At 67.1% G+C, this 15,762-nt stretch carries 17 protein-coding genes and 1 pseudogene; 7 read left to right on the forward strand and 11 right to left on the reverse strand.

All coding sequences use genetic code 11. The annotated features are described in order from the left end of the window. Window positions 1-220: 220 nt before the first annotated feature. Window positions 221-817: a rhomboid-like protein gene (locus tag ACO1BR_RS39340; protein WP_426799907.1), complete on the forward strand. Its 597-nt coding sequence runs from the start codon at window positions 221-223 to the stop codon at window positions 815-817. Window positions 818-1,156: 339 nt separating this feature from the next. Beyond that, complete coding sequence (locus ACO1BR_RS39345) at window positions 1,157-1,558, forward strand: hypothetical protein (protein WP_426799908.1); 402 nt, start codon at window positions 1,157-1,159, stop codon at window positions 1,556-1,558. A 489-nt stretch (window positions 1,559-2,047) separates the two neighbouring features. Here ACO1BR_RS39345 and ACO1BR_RS39350 read toward each other — a convergent pair whose 3' ends face one another. Continuing rightward, the gene (locus ACO1BR_RS39350) at window positions 2,048-2,833 is read right to left on the reverse strand and encodes a hypothetical protein (RefSeq protein ID WP_426799909.1); all 786 of its coding nucleotides are present in this window, start codon (window positions 2,831-2,833) and stop codon (window positions 2,048-2,050) included. Between the two features lie 1,063 nt (window positions 2,834-3,896). On the opposite strand from ACO1BR_RS39350, the gene ACO1BR_RS39355 reads away from it, so the two are divergent. After that, window positions 3,897-4,055, forward strand: coding sequence for a methyltransferase (locus tag ACO1BR_RS39355; RefSeq protein WP_426799910.1), 159 nt, complete (start codon window positions 3,897-3,899; stop codon window positions 4,053-4,055). Window positions 4,056-4,125: 70 nt separating this feature from the next. Here the strand turns inward: ACO1BR_RS39355 and ACO1BR_RS39360 are convergent, their stop codons facing one another. The 6 genes and pseudogenes from ACO1BR_RS39360 to ACO1BR_RS39385 form a co-directional block, all read right to left on the reverse strand. Continuing rightward, window positions 4,126-4,854, reverse strand: a complete 729-nt coding sequence (locus ACO1BR_RS39360) for a TSUP family transporter (RefSeq protein WP_426799911.1) — start codon at window positions 4,852-4,854, stop codon at window positions 4,126-4,128. Then, on the reverse strand, window positions 4,851-5,342 hold the full coding sequence (locus tag ACO1BR_RS39365) for a MaoC family dehydratase (protein WP_426799912.1): 492 nt from the start codon (window positions 5,340-5,342) through the stop codon (window positions 4,851-4,853). The genes ACO1BR_RS39360 and ACO1BR_RS39365 overlap by 4 nt, the downstream gene beginning before the upstream one ends. Before the next feature lie 571 nt (window positions 5,343-5,913). Continuing rightward, window positions 5,914-6,228 (reverse strand): YciI family protein, encoded by a 315-nt coding sequence (locus tag ACO1BR_RS39370; RefSeq protein ID WP_426799913.1) that lies wholly within the window; start codon window positions 6,226-6,228, stop codon window positions 5,914-5,916. 790 nt (window positions 6,229-7,018) lie between these two features. Continuing rightward, on the reverse strand, window positions 7,019-8,629 hold the full coding sequence (locus ACO1BR_RS39375) for a serine/threonine-protein kinase (RefSeq protein ID WP_426799914.1): 1,611 nt from the start codon (window positions 8,627-8,629) through the stop codon (window positions 7,019-7,021). Between the two features lie 344 nt (window positions 8,630-8,973). Further along, window positions 8,974-9,252, reverse strand: a pseudogene (locus tag ACO1BR_RS39380) (hypothetical protein); the annotation flags it as partial. 455 nt (window positions 9,253-9,707) lie between these two features. Further along, the gene (locus ACO1BR_RS39385) at window positions 9,708-10,022 is read right to left on the reverse strand and encodes a hypothetical protein (RefSeq protein WP_426799915.1); all 315 of its coding nucleotides are present in this window, start codon (window positions 10,020-10,022) and stop codon (window positions 9,708-9,710) included. A 768-nt stretch (window positions 10,023-10,790) separates the two neighbouring features. Here ACO1BR_RS39385 and ACO1BR_RS39390 point away from each other — a divergent pair. Beyond that, window positions 10,791-12,134: an XRE family transcriptional regulator gene (locus tag ACO1BR_RS39390; protein ID WP_426799916.1), complete on the forward strand. Its 1,344-nt coding sequence runs from the start codon at window positions 10,791-10,793 to the stop codon at window positions 12,132-12,134. Window positions 12,135-12,138: 4 nt separating this feature from the next. Here the strand turns inward: ACO1BR_RS39390 and cutA are convergent, their stop codons facing one another. Beyond that, window positions 12,139-12,471 (reverse strand): divalent-cation tolerance protein CutA, encoded by a 333-nt coding sequence (gene cutA, locus ACO1BR_RS39395; protein ID WP_426799917.1) that lies wholly within the window; start codon window positions 12,469-12,471, stop codon window positions 12,139-12,141. A gap of 305 nt (window positions 12,472-12,776) precedes the next feature. Here cutA and ACO1BR_RS39400 point away from each other — a divergent pair, with 305 nt between their 5' ends. Continuing rightward, complete coding sequence (locus tag ACO1BR_RS39400) at window positions 12,777-13,004, forward strand: hypothetical protein (protein ID WP_426799918.1); 228 nt, start codon at window positions 12,777-12,779, stop codon at window positions 13,002-13,004. 117 nt (window positions 13,005-13,121) lie between these two features. After that, window positions 13,122-13,259 carry a hypothetical protein gene (locus ACO1BR_RS39405; protein WP_426799919.1) on the forward strand — a complete coding sequence of 46 codons (138 nt, stop codon included), beginning with the start codon at window positions 13,122-13,124 and terminating at the stop codon, window positions 13,257-13,259. Between the two features lie 46 nt (window positions 13,260-13,305). Here the strand turns inward: ACO1BR_RS39405 and ACO1BR_RS39410 are convergent, their stop codons facing one another. Continuing rightward, on the reverse strand, window positions 13,306-14,559 hold the full coding sequence (locus tag ACO1BR_RS39410; protein ID WP_426799920.1) for an MFS transporter: 1,254 nt from the start codon (window positions 14,557-14,559) through the stop codon (window positions 13,306-13,308). 263 nt (window positions 14,560-14,822) lie between these two features. Between ACO1BR_RS39410 and ACO1BR_RS39415 the strand changes: the two genes are divergently transcribed. Further along, complete coding sequence (locus ACO1BR_RS39415) at window positions 14,823-15,179, forward strand: hypothetical protein (RefSeq protein WP_426799921.1); 357 nt, start codon at window positions 14,823-14,825, stop codon at window positions 15,177-15,179. A 144-nt stretch (window positions 15,180-15,323) separates the two neighbouring features. On the opposite strand, the gene ACO1BR_RS39420 is transcribed toward ACO1BR_RS39415, so the two are convergent. Both ACO1BR_RS39420 and ACO1BR_RS39425 read right to left on the reverse strand, forming a co-directional pair. After that, window positions 15,324-15,482: a hypothetical protein gene (locus tag ACO1BR_RS39420; protein ID WP_426799922.1), complete on the reverse strand. Its 159-nt coding sequence runs from the start codon at window positions 15,480-15,482 to the stop codon at window positions 15,324-15,326. Next, window positions 15,479-15,715 (reverse strand): hypothetical protein, encoded by a 237-nt coding sequence (locus ACO1BR_RS39425; RefSeq protein WP_426799923.1) that lies wholly within the window; start codon window positions 15,713-15,715, stop codon window positions 15,479-15,481. Before ACO1BR_RS39425 ends, ACO1BR_RS39420 begins: the two co-directional genes overlap by 4 nt. Between the last annotated feature and the right edge of the window lie 47 nt (window positions 15,716-15,762).

The following is a 15,762-nucleotide window of genomic DNA, read 5'->3' on the forward strand; positions in this document are numbered from 1 at the left end:
GTTCCGCTTGCCCATATCCCAAGCAACCGACGTATCCGTCCGGAGGACACGGCTACCAGCGTTGCGTTAGGAGCTCTTAATCAGCTATTGACCACCAACGGATCGACGAGAACTGAAACGGATTCACGCGTTGCGTAAGGCACAACAAACACACAGTGGACCGCACCACCGGACGCGGATACGTTCCCTGCTGAAGAACCCGGCGTCCTGGTATGTCGCGGTGCTCGCCGTCGCCTGGATGGTCGAGGAACTGTTGCCGCCCAACCGGCTCGACCAACTCTTGGCGTGGTCGTCGACAAACCTGGCGAACCTGCACCTCTGGCCCGCCGGGCACCCTGTCGAAGCGCTGGCCGTCTCCGCGCTCGTCCCCCAGGCATCGCCCTGGCTCTGGCCGTTGTTCGCCCTGTCGACCTACACCGCAGTCTCCGCCCTGGGGACCCGCCGCGCGCTCCTCACCCTGGCGGGAACACACATAGGTGCCAGCGTTGTAGCCCAAGCCCTAGTGTGGTGGCGCATCCACCACGGAGAGCTTCCGGGTTCGGAATCGCACGGGCTCGACACCGGGCCGTCCTACGTGGTGGTCGCGGCCATGACCATCGCAATCGTGATCGCACGGCCGGTTTGGCTGCGGGCGGTATGGGTGGTCCTGCTGGCCGTGGTCACCCCCGCCCTGCTGGAGGGCATTGGCGACGCCGAACCCGCCCCGATCGGCCACCTCCTCTCCTGCGCCACCGGACTCACGGCGGCACTGTGGACCCGCCTCAGAAGCCGCCCGCTTAGTGATCAAGAGGTACGTCCGGTCGAACAGGGTGCCTGATCGGTGACGTGTTGGGGGCGGTGCGTCGACTCGGCAGGCAGGCTGACAGCGCACGCCGAACAGTTCGCGGCGTCGGGTGAACACGGGCCAAAGCGTGCGCGAACAATCATCGAAGTCGATGGCGCGGCGTCGAGCGTATGCGCCCCGTGGCCAGGCCGTAGCGCCGTGCCACCGGCCGATCTGCCTCTTGCGCACGCCGGGAGTCGCCGATCAGGCTCCGATGGTGCCCAGTGCCTACGGTTCGGCCGCGACGTCCTGGTCAACGTAGCCACCCCACACCACGCCCTCGGTGCGCAGTGGCTCCAACGCCACTGCGGGGGCATCTTCCGCTTCCACGTTGTGCGCAGCCTGGATAACAACCACATCGACACCCAGGTCCTGCCGCTGCGCCCCGGCACCCTGCTGCTGCGCAGCCCCCACGTCATTGAACACCTCCCCGAACCGCTGAAGCGGTGGGACAAGATCTACGTTCCCGAACCCGATCCAGCCGAATTTCCCGACTACGGCCCCGATGACCTGACCCTCATCAGCCTGTACATCGACATGAACGTCCTGTCGGTCGACGAGCGCACTGTGATCGCCAACTCCCAGGCGCCCCGGCTGGTGAAGACCCTGGAGTCGCATGGCTTCACGGTCATCCCCGTACGGCACCGCCATCGGCGCTTGTTCAGCGGAGGTTTCCACTGCTTCACCCTCGATACCGTCCGGGACGGATCCGGACCTCAGGACTATCTCAGCTGAACGGTTGAGGCGAAGTGGGCGTAGGTCCTGGCAGGCATCGCCGGCAAGGCTGTGCTGACAGGGGCGGAAGTCCCAGAGCGGCCCTCAGCACGCCCCGCCTCGTGTCCCCGGCGATACGACACACGAAGACCACACTCGGTAACCGGCGGGGTGGAATCCACAGGGAACTGGCGACAGTTGAATATGCGCGATCGATGCAGCCCCCGCGATCGAGGACCTCAGTTACGGCACTCGGTGGTTCCCCGAGAACACGGGACGGGAGGCCATACCCCAGGCCGCGATCCTCCCGGCGGCCACCGGGCACATCACCGTGCACACCAGCATGACCGATATCTACGCCCGCGCCTCTGTCACGACCGCCGCCGCCCAGCGCACCCTGGATGAGGCACTCCCCGGGACGGTTCCTGCTCGGCCTGCGGGAGAGCCACCGGACCCTGCCCGAGCGTTCTCCACCGGTCCCCCAGGTCAGCTTGCCTGAGGGATCGGGCTTCAGTGCCTGCGTCGTTCGGAACCGATGCGGGGGCGTAGCCCGTACGGGACTTTGGCCGCGCCGCCGCGTTCGCTCCACAGCCGTGTTCCCGACCGCATAAGCGCCCAGCCGATCTTCTCGTACGGCATGAGCTCGCCAACGCTGAGCTGTCCCAGGAGGTGGGTCAGCTCCTCGGCTACTCGCAAATCATGCTCGCGCTCTCGCTCGTCGGCGTTGGCGTACCCGTCGGCGCGAGCGGTGAACTCCTCGTAGGTCAGTTCACCGAGGCGACGGCGGTGCGTCCGCAGCGCCTCGCTGTCGACATACGCATCTGAGTATTCCTTGCCGAAGCGGCGCCCGTACTCGCGGACCCGTTGACGTTCCTTCTCCAGCGCTTCAGGGCTGATCTGCTGCTGGCGGGCAGTTGCGACCTCGTCCGCGCGGGACAGGAGCCAGGTCAGAGGGGAAGGGCACAGGAAGATCCCCAGCCTGCCGTAGCCCTGCCATTGGCAATGCGTGTATCCGACAGCCTGCGCAACCCACCCGTACCGGTCGCCGGTGCTGCTGTTCGGAGCGAGGCTTTTGAACTCGACGCCGAAGGCAGGCTCCTTATCGTGCCAACCTTCCGGATCTCTGGGCCTGAGCACTGCGTCTATTCGTGTCTCTTCGCCAGTCCAGTAGCGCCCTGGCACCTGCTCCTCAATGTGGAACCACTTATCCAGTTTGCCGAGGACGAACGCGGCGAGAGCCTTCTCGTCAGGGAACGTTTCGGGTGCCGGCAGCAACGCCTTCTGTCCGTAGCGCACTTGGTCGACTCTACGGCACCCCAGGGCTCTGCGACAGGCGACCTCAGCGGCTCCGGAGATCGCCCACCGCTTTCGCGGTGCGGCCTCGGCGGTCTGCCCCGCGACCAGAATCTTGATCTCGCCGCGGATGGAGCGGACCCCATCGACACCCTGTCCGCCCAGGTTGCCAAACCGGCAGTCGCACCGGTGAATGCAACCACCACTGCAACCATGGAGCAGTACACCGTGCTTGATCACGAGGGAATCTCAGTTCTGCGGCCTCCCCTTGTGCAGCCTTGCTGACCCAAAACTGGCAGCCGGGGACCATTCGAGAGATGCCGACAAGCGACGCCCCATGCGACGTCAAGAACTCGACGGCCTTCCGCAGCACCACGGGGGTCCCGATCTCGGCCCGCTTCAACAACTACTCCCCGCCGCGGAGGCCCCTTCCAGCCTGGCGCCTGACCAAGCTCACCTCTCCCCCGTTCCGGCCAAACTCACCCGACCCCACGCCGCAGCGCCCAAAAACGGATCCCAAGAGATTCACCAAGCCCATCCGAGGACCTGCGCATCATCCAGGCGCTCATCACCGAAACTGAGGCGCAGGGACATATCGCCCCGCTCGGACCGCCACAAGGCGCTCCCCCCTCCCCCACCGACCAAAACAAAAGATCGCTACTTAGCACCCCCGGACCTCGATCGCACCGAGCAAGCGGCCATCCCTCATTGCGGCACGACCCAAGCCCCCCTTGGCCACCCTGCTCCGACTGCACGCTCGGGGCACCAGATGCTCCTCAAGGCGGATATCGACAGAGGCCGACTCCGAAATCGAACCTACGCAACAGCTCGACATCCGAAGCCATCCGCCGCCTCATCTCCGACACACGAGGCGACGCCATGACTACCCGTCAGTTTTAGCTGACGGGTAGTCATGAATGTCAGCATCGAGTCAGCATGCGTCCTGCCAAAGGTAGTGACAGGTGGCGACACATGCACATGCACCAATCCGCCCTACACCACCTCTGAGCTGCAAAGATGCTGGCCAACCCGCTACACCCGCAACATCGCCACTGACCCGGTGTCAATGGAACCACGACTGGCACCCGGCACCCTCGTCGTGGCCGACGACACCTCCTTCGCGAGCATGCGGCCGTACCTCGACCACGTACGGGACCCGGCGAACGGCTACCGCAGCGTCGCCTTTCCCGTCGAGGACGGCATGGAGATCAGCTGCCGGCTCTGACAGCCGTCGACTGGATGGCAGGGGGCCGCTGGCCACCACTGTGCGGGGCGGGTCGTAGCGGCGTCTGGGATCACAGCACTCCCACCCCCTTGGCCAGGGTCGACAGCCCGCCGGCCAGCGCGAGCAACAGGACGAGCTGCCGGGCCCGGCTTTCCGGGACGTGTGCGGCGAGCACCTTGCCGATGGCCGCGCCCAGCACCGTCGCGGCGACTCCCACCGCCCACCCCGCCGCGCCCAGCTGCGGAACACCGTTGGCCGCGATGGAGAAGGCGTTCACGACGATGCCGTAGAACTGCGCGTTGGGCACGAACTCGTGGACGGTCCAGTCGGCGTTCATCGCATAGAGGGAGAGCGGCGGGCCGCCCAGTCCGGCGGAGGCGTTCATGAACCCGCCCGCCGCGCCCGCGGCCACGGCCCCTTTGGGACCGGCCAGGGCGGACACGCGCAGGCCGCGCATCGCCAGCAGCGCTGCGAGGGTGACCAGGAGGCCCATCCCGACGAACAGGACGGGGCGCGGCAGTTGGCCGGCCACCCATGTTCCGGCCGGGACGGCGCACGCGGACGCGACGACCAGCGGCACCATCGCCGTGAGTCGCACCCGCCGCCAGCCGCCGACGAGCCCGACGGCGCTGATGGCCCCGGCCGCACAGTTGGCCAGGGCGACGCCCTGGAACGGACCGAGCAGCAGCGCGAGCGCGGGCACGGCGACGAGTGCGAAGCCCATCCCGGTCAGCCACTGCACGCAGGCGCCCACCATGACGACACCCCCGAGGAGCAACTGCGACGTCCCGCCGGTCATGCGCTGTCGCGGGTGCGCAGCAGGTTCACGACAGTCACGCGTAGCACCGGCTCGCCGCTCTGGTCGATGAGCTCGGCGTGCGTGCGTACGATGCCGCGCCGCGGGTCGGAGCGCGAGAGCCGGGTGTCGAGGGTGTGCAGGCGCAGGCGGAGCCGGTCGCCGGGGCGCACGGGCCTGAGCCAGCGCAGTTCGTCCACTCCGGGGCTGCCGAGACTGGCGACCGTGGACAGGTAGTGCCGCGCGAACAGCTGCATCATCAGGGCGACTGTGTGCCACCCACTGGCGACCAGCCCGCCGAACGGCCCCTGCTTTGCCGCGACGGGATCGACGTGGAAGGACTGGGGGTCGTACTGGGAGGCGAAGCCGATGATCTCCTGCTCGGTGACCGCGACGGTGCCGTACTCGTACGTCGCGCCCGCCGTGTAGTCCTCGAAGTACCGGTCGTCGACGGGAGCGGTGAATCCGTCCGTCCTCTGATGGTCGTTCATATCTCGCTGTCCTTCTGATTTCTGGGCAGTAGTGCTGCGGGGAGCAGGCCGAGGACCGCGACAGCGTCCAGGTGCCACAACGTGGTTCCCATACAGGCGGCGGCGCCTGCGCTGACGGCGACTGCGACTGCGATGCCGAGGTGGAGCCGATGTTCGTGGCCGTCTGCGTGAGGCCGCCGACGGCTCCGGCGTACTCGGGTGGCGCGTCGTCGACGACGCCGCGCCGCTCTTCGCCAGCTGCGAGAGCCCGGCGATGCCGATCACGACGAGGAGCGTTCCGGTGACGGCGGTCGGGCGCGGGCCCCACCGGCCCAGGGCGGCAAGAGGTCGACCAGCCGCTCCCGTAAAGCCCCCTCGACGCCCATAGACAGTGTCTACCAGGGAGCCGCAGACACTGTCCATGGCTCAGGAGGTGGCTTGCAGACGAGGATCGGGGCATGGCGCCATGCCGAGCTCGGGACAGCTCCGTCCGCTCCGAGCGGATGCTCGGCCCGGCGTCAGGGCTCCGATCGCGCTGGCGGCCAGCGTGGTGCCGTGGGCGGATTGCCGGGCCTGCGATGCAGTTGGCCGACTACTGGAGCGTTCGGCCGCCAGTCGGGAGGAAGGGCGGCCCCACCTGGCATCGATGGACTCGTACCTCGCGCCAGACATCGTCGACCACGTACGGCTCCACGCGCAGCCATGCGTCCAGATCCTCGCGGGAGTCCGCGGCCATGACCAGCATCGAACCAATCATGTCGCCGTCATCGCCCAGGATCGCAGTACCGAAGACGGCTTTGACCTGCTTCATCGACGCCGCCTGGGCCAGATGCGCTTCCCGGGCACGGGCGCGACGTCGACGCCCCTCTGCGCCCGGGTGATCGTATGCGATGACCAGGTAGTGCATCCCACTCCTCCGCGGATGGTTCGCCCCCCGCCGGCCGCGGGCGGCGATCAACAGTTGTACAACGCCTTGGTAGACATTGTCTACGGCGCGCCAACCCCGCCCCCACATACGCCCATTGATGTGCGGCCAGGAAAGGAAGTCGCCGTGCAGATAGCCATCCTGCTCTTCGGGAGTGGTCCGAGGCCGAGATCACGCGGTTGGGCACCGCGGTCAGGGAAGCGGCAGGCCCCCGACTGGCACCGCAGCGGCGCCGCCTACGACCTCGCGGCCCGGTACACCTCAAAGACAGTCGATGCACTCACAACCGAGTTCATCGACGCGAACGTTGATCTCCGGATGAGCCGCAGGAAGCTGATCACGGAGGATGGACCGCGGCCGCTGTGGGTCAGCCTGGCCGAGGGGGCAGGCGCCCGGCATCAGCTCGTCTTCGTCGACCGGACAGTGGCCAGGGCCTCCCTCATCCATCTGCAGCGAAGTCCACGAGGCCCGGAAGCGAGCCCGCCACCAGCACTCGTCCCGACGCATCACCGTTGAACACGCCCTGGCCGACCACAAACACTGGAAGCAACTACTGCGCCGGACCCACCGACGAGAAGCCCTACCCGCCACCTATCGAGCCATCGCCGGCCTCGACTCGGACCGCGTAGCGACAGCCTGAACATCAGTCCTCGACAAGACCACTACGCCCTCACCTACTCTCACGCACCAACTCGTAGGTACGGCCGGATTGCGACGGCTTATGACGCTCGTAGCAGGGGCCCGGTCCGAGCCCTGTACGGGCAAGGGAAAATCAGTGCCTGGCTGCTGTGAATCCGTCCCTGCAGGTGTCGAAGATGGGGCGGTAGGCGTCCCACTGTGCTTCCGGTGCCGAGAGGTAGATGTCGTACTCCCGCCCGCCTGCCTGGCCGAAGCCCTGCTCGATGCCGCGGAACACCCGTGCCTTCCCCTTGAAGGTGAACTCCCACACCACGGCGGGCTGTTCCCGGAACGTGGTCTGCTGCATGCGCAGTCTCCGGTAACCGGAAGGGTAGTTGCCCTTCGTGATCGCCTCCATGTCCATGAAATGTGCCATGGGGGTCGAACCCGCGGGTTCCACCATCTTGACCGTGAGGCCGCCCCGGCCTGCCTTGTCGGCGAATGTGACCAGTTCACCCGACCGCGTGACGGCCTTCCAGCCGTCCGGCACGGGAAAGGAGGCGCCGATCTCGCTGACCCGGTGGAAGCCCTTGGGCACGGGCGCCGGCGTGTACGACGGTGTAGCAGCACCGGGGGTCTTCACGGCGCCGGTGCCGGGTGTGCCGGTGCCATGGTCCGATGTCGCGTAGATCGTGCCTGCGATGGCCGCGGCCCCTGCGGTCACGGCAACGGTGGTCGCGACGAGGACGCGGCGCTTACCGCCCCGGCGCCGTTCCCGGCCGCCATCGGTTCGAGCAGGTCCGACAGCTGCCGTCTCCCCACCGGAGGTCCGAGCCGGGGCCTCGCTGTCCGGTCCAGAGGACGGGTTTGCAGCGGGCTCCGGAGGCAGAACCGTCGTCGGCCCGGTCGGTCCAGCTGATTCATCCGATCCAACCGATTCAGTCGATCCCCTGGACCGAGCGGCCCGCAAGGCTCGCTCGGTCTGCTCCGCCGACGGCCGCTCGTCCGGATCCTTGGACAGGAGGGCTTCGATGAGCGGTGCCAGCGGCCCGGCGTGCTTCATTGGCTCCAGTGGGTCGACGACGACGGCGTACGCGGACTCCATCACGGTGGGCCGGTGGAACGGCGGCCGGCCCTCCACCGCCTGGTACAGCGTCGCGCCCAGTGCCCACAGGTCTGATGCCGGCCCCGGCTTCTGACCGCGTATCCGTTCCGGCGCCATGTACTGGATGGAGCCGACCATCTCGCCTGTCTTGGTGAGGGTTGAGACATCGGAGGTCATCGCGATGCCGAAGTCGGTCAGCACCACGCGACCCTCGGCGCCGAGCATGACGTTGCCGGGCTTGACGTCGCGATGCAGCACCCCGGCGGCGTGCGCGGCCCGCAGCGCGGCGGTCATCTCCAGGCCGATGCGGACCGCCTCCTCGGGCGGGATGGTCTGCCCGTCCTTGAGGAGATCTCCGAGCGTGACCGCCGGAACGTACTCCATGACGATGCAGGGCCGACCGTCGTCGTCCACGACGTCATGGACCACGACCACATTGGGATGCACGATGCGGGCGGCGCTGCGCGCCTCACGGCGCATGCGCTCGTAGAGCGTGGCAAGCTCGCCCTCGGGCAGGTGCGGCTGGACATGGATCCGCTTGAGCGCGACCTGGCGGCCCAGCACTTCGTCCTGCGCGCGCCACACAGTGCCCATGCCGCCACGGCCGACCTGCTGGGTGAGCCGGTAGCGCCCGGCGATGAGTCGCCCCTCGTCCGTCACAGCCTGCCTCCGCCAGTTCCGACCCGTTCACTTCGCTTTGTCACCATAGCTGTCTGCTTGAACAGCTATGCGGGGCGACTGCGCCATCGACAACATGTCCACACCACCGCCCCGCGCCGCCAACCCCATCGCAGTCCTCGACCAGGTACCCGTCGCCGAGGTGCAGACCGGTTCCTGCCGAGACGGACGCTGCTGCCGAGAATGGCTACGGAGACCAACACGAGACCTCGGGCAGGTAGCGGGCTACCTGGTGGGGCGCGGCGGGCGCGATGCGTGTCCCGAGCACTCGCGGGCGTGGATCGCGTACCGGTCGGCGTTCGCCAACCCTGCCCACTGGCGCACCGTCAGCCGTGTCCGGTGAATTGTTGTCCCACCCCGAGGCGGCGTAGGTCGGTGAGGACTTTGGGGTCCTGGGCGTCCAGCCAGTCGCAGAGCTGGCGGAAGGAGACGAGTCGGACGTCCTTGTTCTTGGTGTCGGCTATGTGCTTAAGGGCCTCTTCGACGGCGTCCATGTAGATGCCGCCGTTCCACTGTTCGAAGTGGTTGCCGATGAAGAACGGTGCCCGGTTGGTTTCGTAGGCCCGCTGGAAGCCCGCGATGTACGCCCCGATGGCCACCTCCCGCGCCGCAGCCGTCGACAACTCCAGCCGCACCACACCAGAACCGGCCCCGGCCGAGACCGCCTGGAGCTTCGCCCCCGCCATCTCCACACCAGCAGCCGTCAACGCGTCGCCCAGCTCCGCCGCCGCCCGAGATGCCTCACGCCAGCCGGTCATGTAGTCCACTCCGCGCACCCACAGCAGCGCGTCAGGGTCCAGGCCATCCGCCTCGAAGCCATCTCCCCCGATGTCGCACATATCGTCACGTCCCTTTCTCGGCCCAGTGGTTGAGTAGCGCTGTCGCTGAGTCCGTCGCGTGAACGCACGGCGACGGCCCCGGTACCATCGGCACCGGGGACCGCCGTGTCCCCTGCCGGGCCACCCTTCGCTTTCCACGGCTTACGGGGTGGCCCGGTCTCGGTCTTCGGTTGTTGTGCGCAAGTTGAGTGCCAACCCCAGGGAGGGGTAGCGCACTGCCGTCAGCGGCTCGGCGCAGATCTCTGCGATCTCTGCCGCAGTGCCCGCTTCAAGGTGGCGGGCTTGATCCCGAACTCCCCCGCGATCTCGTCACGCGTCATGCCGTCGGCTCGCAGCCGGTCGTACTCCGCCACCGCCCTGCGCGACGCCGAGTTAAGGCGCGTTGTTCCCCGCAGCGGAACCTGGTGCCGCCCCAGCAAGCCGTAGAGCGCCCACGCCGAGATCTCGAACCGCTCCCGCAGCCGCGCCACAGACAGACCTTCTGTGTACAGCGCGATGATCTCCGCGGCTTGCCCTTCGTGCTTGTCGGCGGTCATCGACGAGGCCCTTCTACGAGCGAAGCCCGGAAGAACGTGGTGACCACGCGCCGGAAGCCGGTGTGCCCCGTACGCCCCGCATGCCGCAGACACCACACGTCCGGCCCTTCCGCCGTGTCCGCCGCGCCCGACTCGTCACCGCATGTCATGCACTGCTGCTCATAGATCGGGCCGCTGCCCGAGGTATCGACCTTCAGCGCCCAGTCCGCGAACCGCCAGATCGCTGTAACCACCATCAGCGCACTCGCCTTCCATCACGATCAACGCTCAGTGCGTCGCCAGCGTGAGCCCGCAGCGGACTCCCGGACTTGAAGACCAGCACCACGATCGGGCCGCCGGCTTCGTACCGACCCGAACGAACCGCCTTCACCTCGCGCCACTCACCCCGGACCAACACCCGGTCCCCACGCTGGACTTTCAGCGCCGTCACCCGTGCCATCACGCACACCGAGTCTCTGACTTCGGCTGACAGCGCGAGCACTCGCACGGTGGCCACCCACTCGACAAGGGCGTGCCGCCGGAGCGCCGTTGAGGGCACGACCATGAGTAGATGTCCCAGCGCTCCTTGGTCACGCGGTCGATCTTGTAGACCCGGATAGTCATGGCAGCCACATCAATTCGCCTCGCCAACAGGGGTGTCAGTACCGACCCACTACTTTGCTGTGGATCGAAGGCCCCGACTTCCCCGCCGTGGGGTCCCCATGATGGGTAGGCTGCCGGTCAGGAAGATGCGACACACTGTCATCAGCAGGCGCGATGGGGCACCAGATGACCACTTACTACCCACCAACGGCGCTACCTCCGGATGTCCTGAACCGCGCAGACATGCGTGCCGCAATTGCAGCCCATGACTTCGGCAGCGTTTTCTTCCTCGCCCGTAAGTGGGGCAAGATCAGCTACTCGAAGATCGCAGCTGAATGCGACATGAAGCCTGAGAGGGTCGGCCTCCTGGCTCGCGGTCAAGGCAGCGTCAGCACTTACGAGAAGACCGCAACGATCGCCGACGCCTTACGTATTCCAGGGCACTTGCTCGGACTTGCTCCCCGCGAATGGGAGAGTGTCCCGCCCTCTGGTCAGATCCCTACCTCGCCAGCAGACACCACCGCCCCAAGTCGAGATGGAAATGAAACGGTGCTGCGCAGGGACTTCTTCCTCAAAGCCTCAGCCGTAGGTGCAGGGCTCGTACTGGGCTTGCCGGACCTCGCCCAGCTGAAGACGAGCGGGCGCATCGACCAGGCCGTTCCGGTGCAACTTCGGAAGCGAACTGCACGTCTGCGCCGCCTCGATGACGTCTTGGGGGGAGGCGATACCTACCGCGTCTATCTCGGCGAGTTCCAGGCCACCAAGGCCCTGATGCGAGAGACAAGCTACTCAGAGGCCACCGGCCGAGCCCTGCTATCCGTGCTGTCAGAACAGGCACAGCAGGCCGGCTGGGCCGCGTTCGACGCGGGCATGCACGCCGATGCCACCAGCTTGTACGAGGCCAGCCATAAGGCTGCCACCGAGGCCGGAGACGCCCCACTGGCCGGGAACGCACTTGCCTTCCTTGCCTACCAAAAGATCAACGGTGATCGGCAATCCGGCATCGAGTTCGCCACCGAGTCTTGCCGCACCGCTGGCTCCGACGCGCCCCGCACGGTGCGCGCGCTGCTGTACGAACGCCTCGCATGGGCCTACGCCGTGGCCGGGAATGCCGGCGAGACAGCACGTGCACTCGGTATGGCCGAAGCCGCCCTGCGTGAAAGCGACGACGCTCCGCAACCTGACTGGGCCGCGTGGGTGGATCACAACGAACTACAGATCATGAATGGCCGTTGCTGGACCGAACTGCGTCGACCGCTGCGAGCTGTCCCTGTGCTGCAAGAAGTGCTTGCGCGGTTCGATGACACCCACGCCCGCGACAAGGCTCTCTACCTGTCATGGCTGGCAGATTCCTACCTTGCCGCTGGAGAGATCGAGCAGGCCGCAACCGTCACCAGCCGAGTCCTGGACCTCTCCGCCGGAGTGGCATCGGTACGCCCACGCGAGCGTGTTGCCCCCGTTCTGCGGCAGCTGGCGTTGCACAAGGATCTGCCGCAGGTAGCCGAGGCTCTGGAAAAGGCCAGGGTATGACTCCTCAGACTGCTTGATCGGGCCCAGTGGTCTTGGCCACCCAGCTCAGATACGTGTCGGAACCTTGGGTGATCGGCACGGCTGAGATCTCAGGGTTCGTCCAAGGGTGGTGCTCCAGCAAATGCGCCTCAAGGTCGGCGTAGCGGTCGGCACGCGTCTTGAACAGCAGTTGCCATTCCTCCCCGGTCCCGAACTCCCCCTGATGCCAGAACACCGAGACCACTGGCCCGATGATCTGTGCCCCCGCCGCGAGCCGGGCCGCCACCACCGACCGCGCGAGCTTCTCCGCTGCCTCGCGGTCCTCTGTCGCCGTTGACACCTGCACGAAGTCCGTCATACCGCCGAGCGTAACCACGGCCGCCGCTCCTTAAGCGGTCCGCTCCAACACCCGCGAGCCCGACCAGCAGGAACGCAGACTATATAAGCAAGGATTGATATCGGCCAAGGCCGCGCAGAACCAGCTGAAGCGGAATGAAACCACTCCTCCGAGGCATTTCCTGACACATCTTCCCCTCGGGAAAATGCCGCTGTCTCGCACTTACGGCAGCGGTGTCACCGATGGAGGAGTCCCCATGAAGAAGATCAAGCGCCTGGTACAACACCACCCCCCGCTACAGTGCCGAAGTAGACGCCACCGTCAACGTGGAAGCCAGCCCATACCAGGGCGGCCCGTCGATCAAGCGTGACGGCTCCTGGACCCAGAAGTCCCGTAGCGACACGTTGGGCTTTGGTGCCACCGGATTCATCAAGTGCGGGATCCGCCGCCTCGATGTTTCCTACCACCAGGTCGGCGGTTGCTACGGCTCGGACCGCGAGATCGACGTAAAGCGCTCCTACGACGACTTCGTCATCCCCTGCTCCTGGAACTGAACCAGCGCCAGGCCCCACATGGTGGCGTGTGGGGCCTGGCTGGTTGTTGCGTAAGCCCAGGATGCAGGGGAGGCCCCGTCTTCTGACCTGCGAAAACGTGGATTGCATAAGCGAGGCTTGACACTGCCCATCCCCTACGCCGCGCTGACCGATGCCCACGTCCAAGGACTGCACCTGAGAGCCGACGAAATCACCGCCGACCACGGCCGCATCGACACCGGCCGCGCGTGCCACCGGCATTCCACTCCCGCCTGAGCCTGGAGAATCTCCAGGCCGTTCGTTCGCTTCGCTCGTCCTGGCATTACTCCGTGGCCACGGCCTCGACCCGCTCGGTGAGGGTCGGGGCAGTGCGCGGGTGCGGGATGTGAGCGGACGCCAGCAGCGAGCCGGTGGCGGCCACCGCGACTACTCCTCCCGCCGCGAGAAAGGCGCCCTGGGGTGAGGCGTCGACGAGGAGCGGGAGGAGCAGTATCCCGGCTGAACTGCCCACTCGCACCACGGTGTTCTCGACCGTCATAAGCCGCAGACATTGACTGGACGGGAGGGTACCGATGTAGGCGCGCAGGGTCACGCTCGCCGTGGGGGCCGCGATTCCGGTCAGCACGGCCAGCCATACCAGCGGCGTCAACTGGTCGGAGAGTCCCATGCATGCTGTGGCCGCACCGTCCACCGCCCATGCCCCGCAGCAGAGGATCGCCCAGTTGGCGGGGCGCCGGTTGCTGACCAATGGGTTGCCGATCAGCGTGCCGACGCCGACGGCTGCGGTGACCACACCGTAGACGGCGGGGCCGGAGCGGTTGTGCACGGCGAGAAGTACGGGAAGGCCAATCGTCATCGCGGCAACGCACAGGGGCACCAGGCTCTGTACCGCGATCGCCAGTCCGACTTGAGGGCACGCCTGCACCAGAGGCCATGCGCGGGCTGGCTCCGGTGTGCCGCAGTGTCGTTGCCCTACCGCGGCGGGGGCCGGTCGGGTGCGGTGGCGGGACAGCGCTCCCAGTGCGGCGGCCGAGACCGCGAAGGTCATGCCGTCGATCGTGAAGAGCTGCATTTTGGGGAGGGCCAGAAGCAACAGGCCGCCGCTGGCCCGGCCCGCGATGTGGGCGATGCGGACGGTCAGGTCGAAGAGTCCGGTCACCTGTTGGACGCGCTCGGGCTCGACGAGACCGGGCACCAGTGCGGCCAGATTGGGATCGAAGAGAGCGCCCAGCACGCCCAGGACCAGCACCCCAGCCAGCAGGACGACCAGGCCGCGTTGGTCGGGCGACCACAGGTACGGCAGGGTCACCACGACGATCGCCCGCGCCGCGTCCACCCAGGCGAGGGCGCGGTACGAGGAGAACCGTGCCAGCAGACGAGGGCCGAGGAAGCCGAGGACGGCGTAGGGCCCCGACTCGGCGACCGCGATCAGGCCCATGACCGAAGCCGAGCCGGTGCTCGCGTACACGCTCCACATCAGCGCCATGGTGTAGACGCGCTCACCGAGTACGGACAGGCTGCGGGCCGCCCACAGCACCGCGACAGGCCGTCGCCGCAACAGCAACAGATATCCCACGTGCTCTCCCACCCGGAACGCAGCCGGACGAGGATTCCCGACTCCGGACCGGACTGTCGCTCACGGCGGAGGAACGAAGGGCTCGCCACGCAGCATTTCTCCGTTTCACACCCGAATGGCGTGGCCTGGCACGACAGGAGGTGGCCCGGGATCTGTCTCCGGCAGCGCCGTCGACCTGAACGCCTACGAATGCGACGTCCTGCGCAGTTGGCTCACCGAGGACGCGGCCCTGGGCTGCCTGCCCGGCCTGGAAGGAAGACCCGTTGGAGACCACTCTTATCCGGCTGGAGACCAGCGCCACCGAGGGAAGGCCGTCGACCGGTTTCGCCGTCCCCACCGCCCACACCGTCATCGCCGTCCCGCGGTCAGCGACGGCGACATCGATGGCCCCTCCGACGGAGCGGGACCTGCTGAATGCCGTCGCGCAGCACCTCGAAGGATGGCCAAGTAACCCGCAGGGCATCCAAGTTCACAGGTACGGGACCGGCCCCCGCTGCCGCGGCAAGATCCTGGAGTCCACGAAACACCCGACCGTGCTGTCGGCGCGCGGCGGCCCGTTCGACCTCCACCAGGCGCCCCGCGCATCCGACCGGCCCGACAGAGACGATCGCTTCGACTGATCGTCTCATCCCATGCCGCTCCGGTCACGGTGCTGACTGGCGGATGGCACCTACCGGGCGGAGCCATCCCGGCTGTTGCGGTATCCCGATGGGGGCTCACCTCGCAGGAGCGGGCAGGGCGGGAGCGGAGAGAGTGGCTTGGGCTCAGTCGTGCCGATCCTTTGTACGCCCGGCCCTTCGCCAGATCACCGTCATTCCGAGCCCCAGGATGCTCAGGGCCGCGACTACGATGACGATCTTGACCGCGCGGTCCAGCAGCAGGTGGTACAGGAGCTCGGACGACTCCATTCCGCGGCCGGTCATCGCCAGTCATCCTGCCGCCGCGATCGGGACGTCCGGCTCTTCCCGTCGTCCAGCCGTCGGGCGGCGGCGCGCAGCCCAGCCTTCACCACGGGGTCCGCATACCGGCGTACCTCGTCGAGCCTGCCCCTGCGCTTGAAGGCCAGGGCGATGGCGAAGACCAGCAGCGCCAGCACCACGACACCGCCCGCTATCAGGCCGAACCTGATGAGCATGAAATTGAGGTACCGCTCCACGATCAAGCCTCCATCCATTCTGTCACGCGTGTGATAAATCCGTTGTA

It is taken from the genome of Streptomyces sp. YGL11-2, assembly GCF_050054615.1.
Taxonomy (GTDB): domain Bacteria; phylum Actinomycetota; class Actinomycetes; order Streptomycetales; family Streptomycetaceae; genus Streptomyces.